This window comes from Pseudomonas sp. zbq_18 (assembly GCF_043102245.1).
GTDB lineage: Bacteria > Pseudomonadota > Gammaproteobacteria > Pseudomonadales > Pseudomonadaceae > Aquipseudomonas.
Map to the genome: position 1 here is coordinate 391,167 of NZ_JBICIT010000013.1, position 15,255 is coordinate 406,421.

Annotated in this window: 13 protein-coding genes; 9 read left to right on the plus strand and 4 right to left on the minus strand. The window is 64.9% G+C overall.

The features are described from left to right. Positions 1 to 11: 11 nt before the first annotated feature. Both gatA and gatC read right to left on the minus strand, forming a co-directional pair. Positions 12 to 1,463: an Asp-tRNA(Asn)/Glu-tRNA(Gln) amidotransferase subunit GatA gene (gene gatA, locus ACF8C6_RS11420; protein ID WP_392499387.1), complete on the minus strand. Its 1,452-nt coding sequence runs from the start codon at positions 1,461 to 1,463 to the stop codon at positions 12 to 14. Positions 1,464 to 1,479: 16 nt separating this feature from the next. Beyond that, positions 1,480 to 1,767: an Asp-tRNA(Asn)/Glu-tRNA(Gln) amidotransferase subunit GatC gene (gatC, locus tag ACF8C6_RS11425; protein ID WP_392499388.1), complete on the minus strand. Its 288-nt coding sequence runs from the start codon at positions 1,765 to 1,767 to the stop codon at positions 1,480 to 1,482. A gap of 217 nt (positions 1,768 to 1,984) precedes the next feature. Between gatC and mreB the strand changes: the two genes are divergently transcribed. The 8 genes from mreB to tldD all read left to right on the plus strand — a co-directional run bounded on the left by mreB (position 1,985) and on the right by tldD (position 12,899). Further along, on the plus strand, positions 1,985 to 3,025 hold the full coding sequence (gene mreB, locus ACF8C6_RS11430; RefSeq protein WP_277689147.1) for a rod shape-determining protein MreB: 1,041 nt from the start codon (positions 1,985 to 1,987) through the stop codon (positions 3,023 to 3,025). Positions 3,026 to 3,166: 141 nt separating this feature from the next. Next, positions 3,167 to 4,084 (plus strand): rod shape-determining protein MreC, encoded by a 918-nt coding sequence (gene mreC, locus ACF8C6_RS11435; protein WP_392499389.1) that lies wholly within the window; start codon positions 3,167 to 3,169, stop codon positions 4,082 to 4,084. Further along, complete coding sequence (gene mreD / locus ACF8C6_RS11440; protein WP_392499390.1) at positions 4,084 to 4,569, plus strand: rod shape-determining protein MreD; 486 nt, start codon at positions 4,084 to 4,086, stop codon at positions 4,567 to 4,569. The genes mreC and mreD overlap by 1 nt, the downstream gene beginning before the upstream one ends. A gap of 39 nt (positions 4,570 to 4,608) precedes the next feature. Then, positions 4,609 to 5,211: a Maf family protein gene (locus tag ACF8C6_RS11445; RefSeq protein WP_392499391.1), complete on the plus strand. Its 603-nt coding sequence runs from the start codon at positions 4,609 to 4,611 to the stop codon at positions 5,209 to 5,211. 47 nt (positions 5,212 to 5,258) lie between these two features. Beyond that, positions 5,259 to 6,716, plus strand: a complete 1,458-nt coding sequence (gene rng / locus ACF8C6_RS11450; RefSeq protein ID WP_392499392.1) for a ribonuclease G — start codon at positions 5,259 to 5,261, stop codon at positions 6,714 to 6,716. After that, positions 6,717 to 10,535, plus strand: coding sequence for a YhdP family protein (locus ACF8C6_RS11455; RefSeq protein WP_392499393.1), 3,819 nt, complete (start codon positions 6,717 to 6,719; stop codon positions 10,533 to 10,535). Between the two features lie 55 nt (positions 10,536 to 10,590). Next, positions 10,591 to 11,445 carry a carbon-nitrogen hydrolase family protein gene (locus ACF8C6_RS11460; RefSeq protein WP_277689152.1) on the plus strand — a complete coding sequence of 285 codons (855 nt, stop codon included), beginning with the start codon at positions 10,591 to 10,593 and terminating at the stop codon, positions 11,443 to 11,445. Then, positions 11,442 to 12,899, plus strand: a complete 1,458-nt coding sequence (gene tldD / locus ACF8C6_RS11465; protein ID WP_392499394.1) for a metalloprotease TldD — start codon at positions 11,442 to 11,444, stop codon at positions 12,897 to 12,899. Before ACF8C6_RS11460 ends, tldD begins: the two co-directional genes overlap by 4 nt. A 78-nt stretch (positions 12,900 to 12,977) precedes the next feature. Here the strand turns inward: tldD and yjgA are convergent, their stop codons facing one another. After that, positions 12,978 to 13,499, minus strand: a complete 522-nt coding sequence (yjgA, locus tag ACF8C6_RS11470) for a ribosome biogenesis factor YjgA (RefSeq protein WP_277689154.1) — start codon at positions 13,497 to 13,499, stop codon at positions 12,978 to 12,980. An 86-nt stretch (positions 13,500 to 13,585) separates the two neighbouring features. On the opposite strand from yjgA, the gene pmbA reads away from it, so the two are divergent. Next, positions 13,586 to 14,932, plus strand: coding sequence for a metalloprotease PmbA (gene pmbA, locus ACF8C6_RS11475; protein WP_392499395.1), 1,347 nt, complete (start codon positions 13,586 to 13,588; stop codon positions 14,930 to 14,932). A gap of 48 nt (positions 14,933 to 14,980) precedes the next feature. Here the strand turns inward: pmbA and ACF8C6_RS11480 are convergent, their stop codons facing one another. Beyond that, positions 14,981 to 15,253 (minus strand): HPr family phosphocarrier protein, encoded by a 273-nt coding sequence (locus ACF8C6_RS11480; protein ID WP_277689156.1) that lies wholly within the window; start codon positions 15,251 to 15,253, stop codon positions 14,981 to 14,983. Positions 15,254 to 15,255 lie beyond the last annotated feature (2 nt).

The window sequence follows — 15,255 nt, forward strand, 5'->3', positions numbered from 1 at the left end:
CTGTCTATTCCTCAGAAACCAGTCGGTGCTTGGGTGTGCCAGTCAGTGACCTGCTGGTACTGATGGGCAACGTTGAGCAGGCGTGCTTCCTGGAAGTAGTTACCCAGCAGCTGCACGCCGACCGGCAGGCCGTCGACGAAGCCGGCGGGCATGGACAGGCCCGGGATGCCGGCCAGGTTGGCGGTGATGGTGTAGATGTCTTCCAGATAGGCCGAGACCGGGTCGGCGCTCTTCTCGCCGAGCTTCCAGGCCGGATTGGGCGTGGTCGGGCCGAGGATCACGTCGACGTCGTTGAAGGCGGCGACGAAGTCGTTCTTGATCAGGCGGCGAATCTGCTGGGCCTTGATGTAGTAGGCGTCGTAGTAGCCGGCAGAGAGCGCATAGGTGCCGACCATGATGCGCCGCTTCACCTCCGCGCCGAAGCCTTCGCCGCGCGAGCGCTTGTACAGGTCCTGCAGGTCTTTCGGGTTCTCGCAGCGGTAGCCGAAGCGCACGCCATCGAAGCGCGACAGGTTGGAGCTGGCCTCGGCCGGGGCGATCACGTAGTAGGCCGGGATGGCGTGCTGCATATTCGGCAGGCTGATGTCCTTGACCGTGGCGCCGAGCTTTTTCAGTTCCTCGACCGCGGCCATGACCTTCTCGCCGATGCGCGCATCCAGGCCGGCACCGAAGTATTCCTTGGGCAGGCCGATGCGCAGGCCGGCCAGCGGCTGGCTCAGGCTGGCCAGGTAGTCGTCGACCGGTTGATCGACGCTGGTCGAATCCTTCGGATCGAAGCCGGCCATGGCACCGAGCAGCAGCGCGCAGTCCTCGGCGGTGCGCGCCAACGGGCCGCCCTGATCGAGGCTGGAGGCGTAGGCGATCATGCCCCAGCGGGAGACGCGGCCGTAAGTCGGCTTGATCCCGGTGAGGTTGGTCAGCGCCGCTGGCTGGCGAATCGAGCCGCCGGTGTCGGTGCCGGTGGCGGCCGGCAGCAGGCGCGCGGCCACGGCCGCAGCGCTGCCGCCGGAGGAGCCGCCCGGTACGCGGGTCAGGTCCCAGGGGTTCTTTACCGCGCCGTAGTGGCTGGACTCGTTGGCCGAGCCCATGGCGAACTCGTCCATGTTCAGCTTGCCGAGGGTCACGCTGCCGGCGGCGGTCAGCTTGTCGACCACGGTGGCGTCGTAGGGCGCCTTGAAGCCGGTGAGGATCTTCGAGGCGCAACTGGTCAGCACGCCCTGGGTGCAGAACAGGTCCTTGTGACCGATCGGCGCGCCGAGCAGGGCGCCGTCTTCACCCGCCGCGCGGCGAGCGTCGGCGGCTTTCGCCTGCTCGCGGGCCAGCTCTTCGGTGACGGTGATAAAGCTGTTGAGCTGTGGGTCGAGCTGGGCGATGCGCGCCAGCAGGCTCTCGGTCAGCTCGACGGAAGAGAAGGTCTTGTCCTTCAGGCCGCGGGCGATCTCGGCCAGGGTCAGTTGATGCATGGGAAACCCTTTCCTTTTATTCGATGACTTTCGGCACGAGGAACAGGCCGCTTTCCACGGCCGGGGCGATGGCCTGGTAGGCATCGCGCTGATTCTGCTCGGTGACGGTGTCGGCACGCAGGCGCTGGGTGGCTTCCAGCGGATGGGCCAGCGGCTCGATCCCCGCGGTGTCGACCGCCTGCATGGCGTCGATCAGGCCGAGGATGTTGTTGAGGGTGGCGGTGGTCTGCGGAATTTCCGCCTCGGTCAGGCCCAGGCGGGCCAGATGGGCGATTTTTTCCACGTCGGAGCGTTCGAGCGCCATCGTGATTCTCCAGGGACGAGCGGTGACCGGGCGGGAGCGGGCGGGAACGGATGCCGCTTGAGGTGGTCAAAGGCCGCGATTTTGGGGCCTATAAGGCCCGGAAAAGCGGGCAATTTAGCACAACCGCCGCCTTGCCCAAAAGGCTGCTCGTTGTTAGAGTTTGCCGCACTTTTTTACCCAGCGTTTTTCACCACGCTCTGTCTAGGGTTTTCTCCCCATGTTCAAGAAACTGCGTGGCATGTTTTCCAGCGATCTGTCGATCGATCTGGGCACTGCCAATACCCTGATTTATGTGCGCGAGCGCGGCATCGTCCTCAATGAGCCATCCGTGGTCGCCATTCGTACCAGCGGCAACAACCAGAAGAGCGTGGTTGCCGTGGGTACCGAGGCCAAGCGCATGCTGGGTCGTACCCCGGGCAACATCTCCGCGATCCGCCCGATGAAAGATGGCGTGATCGCCGACTTCAGCGTCTGCGAAAAGATGCTGCAGTACTTCATCAACAAGGTTCACGAGAACAGTTTCCTGCAGCCGTCGCCGCGCGTGCTGATCTGCGTGCCGTGCAAGTCGACCCAGGTCGAGCGCCGTGCCATCCGTGAATCCGCGCTGGGCGCCGGTGCCCGCGAAGTGTTCCTGATCGAAGAGCCGATGGCAGCCGCCATCGGTGCCGGGCTGCCAGTCGAAGAGGCCCGCGGCTCGATGGTCGTCGACATCGGTGGTGGCACCACCGAAATCGCCCTGATCTCGCTCAACGGCGTGGTCTACGCCGAATCCGTGCGGGTCGGTGGTGACCGCTTCGACGAAGCCATCATTACCTACGTGCGCCGCAATTACGGTTCGCTGATCGGCGAATCCACTGCCGAGCGCATCAAGCAGGAAATCGGCACCGCCTATGCCGGCGGCGAAATACGTGAAGTCGATGTCCGCGGTCGTAACCTGGCTGAAGGTGTGCCGCGCAGCTTCACCCTGAACTCCAACGAGGTGCTGGAGGCTCTGCAGGAGTCGCTGGCGACCATCGTTCAGGCCGTGAAGAGCGCCCTGGAGCAGTCTCCGCCGGAGCTGGCCTCCGACATCGCCGAGCGCGGCCTGGTGCTGACCGGTGGTGGCGCCCTGCTGCGCGATCTGGACAAGCTGCTGGCCCAGGAAACCGGCCTGCCCGTGATCGTGGCCGAAGACCCGCTGACCTGCGTCGCCCGTGGTGGTGGCCGTGCCCTGGAGATGATGGATCGTCATTCCATGGACCTGCTCTCCACCGAGTGAGCCTGAGGTAAGCTGTGGAAGCCGGAAGCTCTTTCTTCCGGCTTTCTGTTTTCTGGCTGTCGCACTTTCCGCCGTTGCATAAGGGGACGCGCTATCAAACCGCTATTCGCCAAGGGGCCCTCGCTGGGCGTACGACTGCTGGTGCTGGTCGTGCTATCGGCCGTGCTGATGGTGGTGGATGCGCGGCTCGATGTGCTGCAGCCGTTGCGCGCTCAGCTGGGTGTGATCACCGCACCGGCTTATCAGGTTGCCCGTTTGCCGCTGACCCTGTGGGAAGGTGTGGCGCAGCAGTTCAGCAGTCGCAGCGAACTGCTGGCGGAGAACGAGAGGCTCAAGGCCGAGGGGCTGCTGATGCAGGGCCGCCTGCAGAAGCTGGCGACCCTCACCGAGCAGAACGTGCGCTTGCGCGAGTTGCTCAACTCGGCGGCCCTGGTTGATGAGAAGGTGCTGGTCACCGAACTGATCGGCGTCGATCCCAACCCCTTTACCCACCGTATCCTGATCGACAAGGGCGAGAAGGATGGCGTGTTCCTTGGCCAGCCGGTGCTCGATGCTCGCGGCCTGATGGGGCAGGTGGTCGAAGTCATGCCCTACACCTCGCGCGTGTTGCTGCTGACCGATACCAACCACAGCATTCCGGTGCAGGTGAATCGCAATGGCCTGCGCGCCATCGCTGCTGGTACCGGCAACCCGGAGCGCCTGGAGCTGCGCCATGTGGCCGACACGGCGGATATCAAGGAAGGCGATCTGCTGGTCAGCTCCGGAATGGGGCAGCGTTTCCCGGCCGGTTATCCGGTGGCCTCGGTGAGCGAGGTGGTTCATGACTCTGGTCAGCCCTTCGCCATTGTGCGCGCCATTCCCACGGCGGCGCTCAATCGCAGCCGCTACATGCTGCTGGTGTTCACCGATGCGCGCAGCCCTGAAGAACGCGCCACCGAGGCCGCCGAGGCCCAGGAGGCAATTGATGCTGCAGTGCCGGCCGTGACGCCGGGTGAAGTTGCACCGGTGCCGGGGCGTGATGAGCCTGCCGTACCGGCAACCACACAGGAGAGTCAGTGATGGTGGCCCGCTCGCGCAATGGCTGGGTAATCTGGTGCAGTCTGTTGCTCGCGCTGCTGCTCAGCGTGGCGCCCATGCCGCAGTTCATGGAGGTCGGTCGCCCGCTGTGGCTGGCGTTGGTGTTGAGCTACTGGGTGCTGGCTCTGCCGCACCGCCTGGGCATGGTCAGTGCCTGGGGGCTGGGCCTGGTGGAGGATGTGCTGTACGGCTCCTTGTTCGGCCAGAACGCCCTGATCCTGACCCTGATCGTGTTCCTGGTGCTGTCCCTGCAGCGCCGCTTGCGCATGTTTCCCATGTGGCAGCAGAGTCTGGTGTTGCTGGTGGTATTCGGTTTGGCCCAACTTGTGCAGTTGTGGCTTAACGCGCTGACTGGAAACCGCCTGCCCACACTTCTGTTTGTGTTGCCGGCACTGATCAGCGCCTTGCTCTGGCCCTGGGTGTTCGCCATTCTGCGTGGGCTGCAGCAACGCTTTGCGGTCAACTGACAAGGCCGCTCCTCCATTCCTCGACAGGGAGATGTCTGCATGGCCACGCTTTACCTGGCCTCGGGTTCCCCCCGCCGGCGTGAACTGCTGGCACAGATCGGTGTTTCTTTCACTCCGCTGATCGCCTCCATAGATGAAACTCCTTTGCCCGACGAGCCTGCACATGGCTATGTAGAGCGCCTGGCGCGGGAGAAGGCGCTGGCCGGATTGGCTACGCTTGAGCAGACCGGCGCTGCTGTGGTGCTGGGCGCCGATACGGCGGTGGTGCTGGACGGACGTATCCTGGGCAAGCCTGCGGATCGCGCAGAAGGGTTGAGCATGCTGGCTGCCCTGGCGGGGCGCGAGCATCAGGTGCTGACCGCCGTGGCGCTGGCCGCGGCCGGGCGCATCGAGTCGCAGGTGGTCACCAGTCGGGTACTTTTCCGTGCTCTGCGGGCGGGTGAGGCCGAAGCCTACTGGGCCAGTGGCGAGCCCCAAGACAAGGCCGGCGGTTATGGTATTCAGGGGCTGGCGGCGGTGTTCGTCAGCCAGTTGCAGGGCAGTTATTCGGCAGTCGTCGGACTGCCCCTGTGCGAAACCGCGCAGATGCTGGAGGCATTCGGGATTCCGTGCTGGCAGGCCGTGCCTGGCAGCCCACAATAGGAGGTGGCGGCCCCTGGCCAGCTACCGCGACGCGCAGAGTAGGACGCATGAGCGAAGAGATCCTGATCAATATCACGCCGATGGAGTCGCGCGTGGCCGTGGTGGAGAACGGCGTACTGCAGGAAGTGCATGTCGAGCGCACGCAGAAGCGTGGCATCGTCGGCAATATCTACAAGGGCAAGGTGGTGCGGGTGCTGCCGGGCATGCAGGCGGCGTTCATCGACATCGGCCTGGATCGTGCGGCCTTCATCCATGCGGCGGAAATCTCCAGCCGTGAAGGCAGCGCGGTAGAACCCATTGGCGCCCTGGTGCACGAGGGGCAGAGCCTGGTGGTACAGGTGACCAAGGACCCGATCGGCACCAAAGGCGCGCGGTTGACCACCCAGCTGTCTATCCCCTCGCGTTACCTGGTGTATATGCCGAAAACCGCGCATGTCGGTATCTCCTTGAAGATCGAGGACGAAGCCGAGCGCGAGCGCCTCAAGCAGGTGGTGGCCGATTGTGTGGCCGCAGAAGGCATCGAGGAGGCCGGTGGCTTCATCCTGCGCACGGCCGCCGAGGGCGCGGGCAGCGACGAGATCCTTGCCGACATCCGCTATCTGCGCCGCCTGTGGGAGCAGATTGCCGGGCAGATGCAGACGGCCAAGACGCCTTCGGTGATCTACGAAGACCTGTCCCTGGCCCTGCGCACCCTGCGCGATCTGGTCAACCCGAAGATCGAGAAGATCCGCATCGACTCGCGGGAAACCTTCGGCAAGATCACTCAGTTCGTCGACGAGCTGATGCCGGAAGTGGCCGACCGCCTTGAACATTACCCTGGCGAACGGCCGATCTTCGACCTGTACGGCGTCGAGGACGAAATCCAGCGCGCCATGGAGCGCAAGGTGCCGCTCAAGTCCGGTGGTTACCTGGTGGTCGACCCGGCCGAGGCGATGACCACCATCGACGTCAACACCGGCGCCTTCGTCGGCCACCGTACCCTCGAGGAAACCATCTTCAAGACCAACCTCGAGGCCGCCACCGCCATCGCCCGGCAGATGCGCCTGCGCAACCTGGGCGGGATCATCATCATCGACTTCATCGATATGGAAGATGAAGAGCACCAGCGCCAGGTGCTGCGCACCCTGGAAAAGCAGCTGGAGCGCGATCACGCCAAGACCAACATCATCGGCATCACCGAACTGGGCCTGGTGCAGATGACCCGCAAGCGCACTCGCGAGAGCCTGGAACAGGTGCTGTGCGAGCCCTGCGCGGCCTGCCAGGGGCGCGGCAAGCTGCGCACCGCGGAAACCATCTGCTACGAGATTTTCCGTGAAATCCTGCGCGAGGCGCGCGCCTACCAGGCCGAGGGCTATCTGGTGCTTGCCAACCAGAAGGTGATCGACCGCCTGCTCGACGAGGAGTCGGGCAATGTGGGCGAGCTGGAAGCCTTTATCGGCCGCCCCATCAAGTTCCAGGTCGAGAGTATGTATTCCCAGGAGCAGTACGACGTGGTGCTGCTCTGAATGGGCCTGCTGATGCGGCTGCTGCGTTGGGCGCTGGGATTCTGTGCCCTGCTGCTGGTGCTGGCTGCGCTGTACGTCAGTCTGGGCCGGCAGTTGGCGCCGCTGTTGGCGGAGTACCGCGATGAGGTGCAGGACAAGGCGCGTGAAGCCCTGGGCATGCCACTGTCCATCGGCAGCCTTGAAGGCGGCTGGAGTGGCTTTGATCCTGTTCTGACGGCCCATGACGTGCAGCTGGGCGAAGGTGCCAGTGCGGTGCGCCTGGATCAGGTACGCCTGGTCCCGGATGTATTCGGCAGCCTGCTGGCGCGCCAGTTGCGTTTGGCCAACCTGCAGGTGGAAGGTCTGCAACTGAGCCTGCGCCAGGACGAGAATGGTCAGTGGGCGGTCGAGGGGCTGCCCGTGCAGGAAAACAGGCAGCCTCTGCAGCCACAGCAGGTGATCAGGTTGCTTGAGCATGTCAGCAAGGTATCTCTGCTGGACAGCCAGCTGACGCTTGAGTTGCAGGGGCGTGAACCGCTCAGCCTCACCTACATCGAAACGACCTTGCGCAGTGGTCGGGTGCGCCAGCGCCTGGATCTGCGCATGCGTTTACCGGATGGCCAGCCTCTGGCCATGCGCCTGCGCGTCAAGTTGCATGAACAGGACTGGCAGCAGAGCAATGCCGAGGTCTATCTGAGTCTGCCGCAAAGTGACTGGGCCACCTGGCTGCCAGGGGAGCTGACCGGGGCCTGGGCTCTGGACAAGGCACAGGCCGGCGGTGAGCTGTGGCTGGTATGGGGCCAGGGGCGGGTGCAGCGTGGTGCGGCACGTCTGCATATGCCAGAGCTCAGTGGTAGCCATGCCGGGAAAAAGCCGGTGCAGATTTCCGACCTGGGTCTGCAGGCCTATTACGAGCGCAAGGCGGATAGCCAGCAATGGTTGCTCAATGGGCTGGCCATGAACCTGGGCGAGACCCGCTGGGGCGAGGTCGCTCTGGCCGTGCGCCAGCGCCTGGATGCCGCCGGTCAGCCCGCGCTGTGGCAGCTGGATGCCGACCGTCTCGATCTGACACCGCTGGTGCCTGTGGTGCGCGCCCTGGCACCTTTGCCGGCGCAGGCCGACGAGGCGCTGGCCGCCCTGGCGCCACATGGCACCGTGCATAACCTGCGTGTGGAGTACCGCCCGCAGCTGACCGACGGCACGCGCCTGCAGTTTTTCGCCAATCTTCAGCAGGCAGGCATTGGTGCCTGGAATGGTATTCCTGCCGTGGAGAATGCCAGTGGCAGCGTGCGTGGCGATCTGAGTGGTGGCGAGGCACTGGTCGCCAGCGAGCACTTCAGTCTGCACTTTCCCAACCTGTTCCCCGAGCCCTGGCAGTACCGCCAGGCCGGTGCACGCCTTGAGTGGCAGCTGGAGGACGGCAACCTGACTCTGAATAGCCCCTACCTGCAAGTGGTGGGTGAAGAGGGGCGTATCGCCGGCGACTTCCTGGTACGCCTGCGCAAGGCCCCGGAGGAAGAGGACTACATGGATCTGCGCGTCGGCCTGGCCGATGGTGATGCGAGCAAGGCCGGCAAGTACCTGCCCAGCCGCTCCCCGGGCTTCAGCCCGGCGCTGGATGAATGGCTGCGTACGGCCATTCACGGCGGCCGTATAGATGAGGGCTGGTTTCAGTACCAGGGCTCCCTGGCCAAAGGCGCGGAAGAGGCGGCGCGCAGCATCAGCCTGTATTTCCGCGTGCGTGATGCCGAACTGGCCTTTCAGCCAGGCTGGCCGGTGCTGCGTGAGGCACAGGGTGAAGTGCTGATCGAGGACGACGGTGTCGATGTGCGGGTGTCCCAGGGACGTTTGCTGGATAGCCGGGTGCTCAATGTGCAGGCTGCTATCCCCCGCGTGCCGGCCGGACAGGTGTCGCGCCTGACCCTGGAAGGCGACGTTGAGAGCAGCCTGGTCGATGCCCTGAAGATTCTTCAGGAAGCGCCCATCGGCACCGCCGAGACTTTTGCCGGCTGGCAGGGCCAGGGGCCGCTGAGTGGCAAGCTGAAGCTCGATATTCCGCTGGCCAAGAGCACGCCGCCGCAAGTGCAGGTCGACTTTGCCACCGAGGGCGCGACGCTCAAACTGGTCAATCCGGTGCTGGAGCTGACCCAGCTCAAGGGCGCATTCCGCTTCAATACGGCCAGTGGGCTCAGCTCGCCCGACATCCGCGCTCAGGTGCTCGGTCATGCCGTACGTGGCCGTGCCCTGGCTGAGGGTGTTCGTGGCAATTCGCGTACGCGCATCGAGGCCAGCGGCCGCATGCCACTGGGCAGTCTGACCGCTTGGCTGGGCGCCACCCAGCCGCTGCCGTTGTCTGGAGAGCTGCCCTACAAACTCAGCCTGACCCTGGACGGGGCTGACAGTCAGCTGCGCGTCGACTCCGATCTCAAGGGGCTGGCTGTGGCGTTGCCGGCCCCCTTCGCGAAAAAGGCAGACGAGTCGCGCCAGGCCAGTTTCCGCATGACCCTGCAGGGTAATGAGCGGCGTTACTGGCTGGACTACGCCCAGCTGGCCAGCCTGGCCTTCGCCGCACCGCCCGGGCAGATGCTCGAGGGGCGTGGCCTGTTGCGCCTGGGCGGCGATCCGGCCCTGTTGCCGGCCGCCAAAGGTTTGCTGGTGCGTGGCCGTATTGCAGAGCTGGACTGGAGCGCCTGGCAGGAGGCCATCAAGCCCTATGTCGGCGTGGCCGGGGGCGATCAGAGTCGCCAGTTCTTCCGCGGGGCGGATGTCACCATCGGTCGTTTCCGGGGCTTTGGCGCCGAGGCCGACAATCTTGCCGTCAAACTGGCGCGAGACGCGGCTGGCTGGCAGTTGGGGTTGGCCAGCGCCCTGCTCGACGGCCAGGTCAGTCTGCCGGATGCCGCGGGCGCGCCCATTGGGGTATCTCTGGCACGCCTGACTTTACCGGCTGCCCAGCCCGTGACGGCCAGTGAAGAAGATAAACCCGACCCACTGGCCCAGGTCGACCCGCGGCAGATTCCGGCGCTGGATGTGCAGATCGATCAGGTCTTGCAAGGCGATGACCCGTTCGGCGCCTGGTCGTTCAAGGCCCGGCCGACACCTCAGGGGGTGCAGTTCAGCGAGCTGGCGTTGAATCTCAAGGGTTTGCGGGTGGGTGGCAGTGCTACCTGGGAAGGAGTGGGTAACGCGGCCAGCACCCGGTACAAAGGGCGCATAGAAGGTGAGAATCTGGCGGACGTGCTCAAGGCCTGGGGCTTTGCGCCCAGCGCCACCAGCGAACGTTTCCGTCTGGATGCCGACGGGCGCTGGCCTGGCTCACCGGCCGCGCTCAGCCTCAAACGCTACAGCGGCACTCTCGATGCGAGCCTGCGCAAAGGTCAGTTCGTCGAGGTGCAGGGCTCGGCTTCCGCCCTGCGCGTCTTCGGTCTGCTCAACTTCAACTCCATCGGCCGCCGTCTGCGCCTGGATTTCTCCGACCTGCTCGGCAAGGGTCTCAGCTACGATCGCACCAAGGCGTTGCTGGTGGGTGACCGTGGCGTGTTCAAGACCCAGGAGCCGCTCAAGGTGGAAGGGCCTTCCAGTACCCTGGAGCTGAACGGCACGATGGACATGGCCGATGAACGTATCGACGCCACGCTCTTGGTAACCCTGCCGGTCTCCAACAATTTGCCGCTGGCGGCGCTGATCGTCGGTGCGCCGGCCATCGGCGGCGCGCTGTTCGTGGTCGACAAGCTGCTGGGCGAGCGTGTAGCGCGCTTCGCCAGCGTGCAATACAAGGTCCAGGGGCCCTGGATGAACCCCGAGATCACCTTTGATAAACCTTTCGAAAAACCCCGGTGAAGCCTGCCTTGGCCACATGGGGTAGCATGCAGGCATGAACCGGACGGAAGTAGCCATGTCCCTAGCCGTGATCCAGATGGTCAGCCAGGACGATGTCCTGGCCAACCTGGGTGCTGCTCGTCGCCTGCTGCAGCAGGCGGCCGAGCGTGGCGCGCGCCTGGCGGTGTTGCCGGAAAATTTCGCCGCCATGGGGCGGCGCGACCTGGCCGCCCTGGGGCGTGCCGAGGCGCTGGGCGAGGGGCCGATCCTGCCTTGGCTGCGCCAGACTGCCCGCGATCTTGGCCTCTGGCTGGTGGCCGGTACCATTCCCTTGCCCCCCGACGATCAGCCGCAGGCCAAGGCGCATGCTTGCTCGCTGCTGATTGACGATCAGGGCCAGCGCGTTGCTCGTTACGACAAGCTGCACCTGTTCGACGTGGATGTCGCCGATGCCCGCGGTCGCTATCGCGAGTCCGACGACTATGCCTTCGGCGGGCAGGTGGTGGTGGCCGATACCCCGTTCGGGCGCCTGGGCCTTAGCGTCTGCTATGACCTGCGCTTCCCCGAGCTATACAGCCGCCTGCGCGAGGCTGGCGCCGAGCTGATCACGGCCCCGGCCGCCTTCACTGCCGTTACCGGCGCCGCTCACTGGCAGGTGCTGACCCGCGCCCGCGCCATCGAGACCCAGTGCTACCTGTTGGCGGCGGGGCAGGGTGGCATTCATCCGGGTGGGCGCGAGACCTTCGGCCACTCGGCCATTATCGACCCCTGGGGGCGCGTGCTGGCCGAACAGGCCAGCGGCGAGGCGGTGCTGCTGGCCGAACCTGATGCCGGCGAGCAGGCAGCCATTCGTCAGCGCATGCCGGTGGCTCAACACAGACGATTCATTGCGCCGGCCCAACCCGGGGCGGCGCCCACGGAGCAGTTATGAGCACTATCCTCGACCGGGTCAGCAACCATCTGCTGGCTCCTGGCAACCTTGGCATCGAGCAGCTACCGGCGATTCTCGGCAACTTGGCAGGTCCCGGCATCGATGCGGCCGACCTGTATTTCCAGAGCCAGGTTTCCGAGACCTGGGTGCTGGAGGATGGCATCGTCAAGGAAGGCAGTTTCAATCTCGATCAGGGCGTGGGCGTGCGTGCCCAGTCTGGTGAGAAGACCGGCTTCGCCTACAGCAATGCCATTCATGCCGAGGCGCTGAACCAAGCCGCCCAGGCCGCTCGCTCGATTTCCCGTGCCGGCCAGCAGGGCCGTGTACAGGCGTTCGTCAGCCCTCAAGTGACGGCACTCTACGCTCAGGATAACCCGCTGGAAGTGTTGCAGCGCGCCGAAAAGGTCGAGCTGCTCAAACGCATCGACCTGGCCACGCGAGCACTGGACCCCCGTATCAAACAGGTCACGGTGAGCCTGGCCGGGGTCTGGGACCATGTGCTGGTGGCGGCCAGCGATGGCAGCCTGGGCGCCGATATTCGTCCGCTGGTGCGTTTCAATGTCAGCGTGATCGTCGAGCAGAACGGGCGCCGTGAGCGTGGCGGGCATGGTGGCGGCGGACGCAGCGACTATCGCTACTTTCTCGAGCGTGACAGCAGTGGTGAAGAGCGCGCCATGGCCTACGCCCGCGAGGCGCTGCGCCAGGCGCTGGTCAACCTGGAAGCGATCCCTGCGCCCGCCGGCACCCTGCCGGTGGTGATGGGCGCTGGCTGGTCCGGTGTGCTGCTGCACGAGGCGGTCGGTCATGGTCTGGAGGGCGACTTCAACCGCAAGGGCAGCTCGGCCTACAGTGGCAAGATCGGCCAGAAAGTGGCGTCGAGCCTGTGCACCATCGTCGACGATGGCACCCTCAGTGGCCGCCGTGGCTCGCTGAGCCTGGACGACGAAGGCACGCCGACTCACTGCACCACGCTGATCGAGAACGGTGTGCTCAAGGGCTACATGCAGGACAAGCTCAATGCTCGCCTGATGGGCATGGCGCCGACTGGCAACGGCCGGCGCGAGTCCTACGCACACCTGCCCATGCCGCGCATGACCAACACCTACATGCTGGCCGGCGAGAGCGACCCGGAAGAAATCATCCGTTCGGTGAAGAAGGGCATCTACTGCGCCAACCTTGGCGGTGGCCAGGTGGACATCACCAGTGGCAAGTTCGTGTTCTCCACCAGCGAGGCCTATCTGATCGAGGACGGCAGGATCACTGCGCCGGTCAAGGGGGCCACCCTGATCGGCAACGGGCCGGAAGCGATGAGCCGGGTGTCCATGGTTGGCAACGACCTGGCTTTGGACAGCGGTGTGGGGACCTGCGGCAAGGACGGTCAGTCGGTGCCAGTCGGCGTCGGCCAGCCGACCCTGAAGATCGATGCGATCACGGTGGGCGGCACGGGCGCTTAAGTGGGGCGGACGGTAGGCTGGGCTTCGCCTGCGCGGCCGGGCCTACGCGGCCCGGCCCAACCTACGGAGGATGAAGATTTAACGCAGGCCGCGCTGTACTTCGTCCAGGTCGCGGATGTATTTGAAGATTTTGCGCGCAGCGGTTGGCGGTTTGTTCCGCGCCGCTTCGTGCTGGGCATGACGGATCAGGCTGCGCAGGTGCTGGCGGTCGGTGTCCGGGTAGTCGGCGACGAAGCTTTCGAGGGTGCTGTCATCGCCCGCGATGAGGCGGTCGCGCCAGCGTTCGAGATTGTGGAAGCGCTCGTTGTATTCGCGCGTGGAGCTGTCGACCTGGTCGATCAGGGCCAGGATGGCGTCGATGTCCTGTTCGCGCATGAGTTTGCCGATGAACTGGACGTGGCGCTTCTTGGCCGCGTTGGCGGTGTGCTTGGGCGCGTCGGCTAGGGCTTTGCGCAGGCCGTCGGTCAACGGCAGTTTGGCGATCAGCTCGGGTTTGAGGGTGGTCAGGCGAGCGCCGAGATCCTGCAGGGCATGCAGCTCGCGCTTGATCTGGGTTTTGCTCTTCTCGCCGGAGAAGTCTTCGTCGTAAGAATCAGCCATGGGGGCGGTCCGGATGGAAACGTCGCCATGATAACCAGTCAGAGGAGGGCTGTCCCGAATGGCGCCTCCCGATCTTGGAGTGCAACATGAGTTCGATTGAAGCAGTAGGGCCTCAGGCTCTGCCGACATTGCAGGGCCAGGTCGAGGCGATCATCGCCGAGGCGCGTCGTCAGGGCGCCAGCGCCTGCGAGGTGGCGGTATCGGTGGAGCAGGGCTTGTCCTCCACGGTGCGTCAGGGCGAGGTGGAAACGGTCGAGTTCAACCGTGACCAGGGGTTCGGCATCACCCTCTACGTGGGGCAGCGCAAGGGCTCGGCCAGTACCTCGGCCAGCGGCGAAGCGGCTATCCGCGAGACCGTCGCGGCGGCACTGGCCATTGCTCAGCATGCGTCCGAGGACGACTGTGCGGGCCTGGCCGATGCGGCGCTGATGGCTCGCGAGCTGCCGGAGCTGGATCTGTACCACCCCTGGGATCTGGCGCCGGAGCGGGCGGTGGAGCTGGCGCTGAGTTGCGAGGAGGCCGCCTTCGCTCATGATCCGCGCATCAGCAATGCCGATGGCACCACGCTCAATACCCATCTGGGCTGCCGCGTATATGGCAACAGTCATGGTTTCGTCGGCGGCTACGCCAGCTCGCGGCACAGTCTGAGCTGCGTGATGATCGCCGAGGGCGACGGGCAGATGCAGCGCGATTACTGGTATGACGTCAATCGCCAGGGGGAGCTGCTGGCCGACCCTGTGCTGATCGGGCGCAAGGCTGCCGAGCGTAGCGTGGCGCGTCTGGGGGCACGCCCGGTACCGACCTGCGAGGTGCCGGTGCTGTTCGCCGCCGAGCTGGCCACCGGTCTGTTCGGCAGCTTCCTGGGGGCCATCTCCGGCGGCAACCTGTACCGGCACTCATCCTTTCTGGAGGGGGCTCTGGGCCAGCAGCTGTTCCCCGAGTGGCTGAGCCTCGATGAGCGCCCTCATATTCCGCGGGCAATGGCCAGCGCGGCCTTCGATGGTGATGGCCTTGCCACCTATGCCAAACCGTTCGTCGCCGGCGGTGAACTGGTGTCCTACGTCCTCGGCACCTACTCCGGGCGCAAGCTGGGCATGCCCAGTACGGCCAATTCCGGTGGCGTGCACAATCTTTTCGTCAGTCATGGTGACGAGGATCAACAGGCACTGCTGCGCCGTATGGGGCGCGGGCTGCTGGTGACCGAGTTGATGGGCCATGGCCTGAACATGGTCACTGGTGACTATTCCCGAGGGGCCGCCGGTTTTTGGGTAGAGAACGGCGAGATCCAGTTCCCGGTGCAGGAGGTCACGATCGCCGGTAATCTGCGCGACATGTTCCGGCAGATTGTCGCGGTAGGCAGCGATCTTGAGTTGCGCGGCAATATCCGCACCGGCTCGGTGCTGATCGAGAGAATGACTGTGGCCGGCAGCTAGCTTGGCTGGCATGCAAAAAGGGCCTCAGGGCCCTTTTTTCATGGGGAGCTATTCGCCTTCGTCGAACCTGTTGTTGATCAGTTCGACCAGGGCATCAAGCGCCTCTTCGTCACGTTCCCCCTCGCTGGACAGGAGCAGGCTGGTGCCCTTGCCGGCCGCCAGCATCATCACCGCCATGATGCTTTTGCCGTCTACCTGGCTTTCCGGAGAGCGCCCGACCCGTACCTGGCAGGGGAATGCGCTGGCTACGCCGACGAATTTGGCAGCCGCTCGCGCGTGCAGGCCGAGCTTGTTGATGATGGTGATTTCGCGGGCGGGCATTG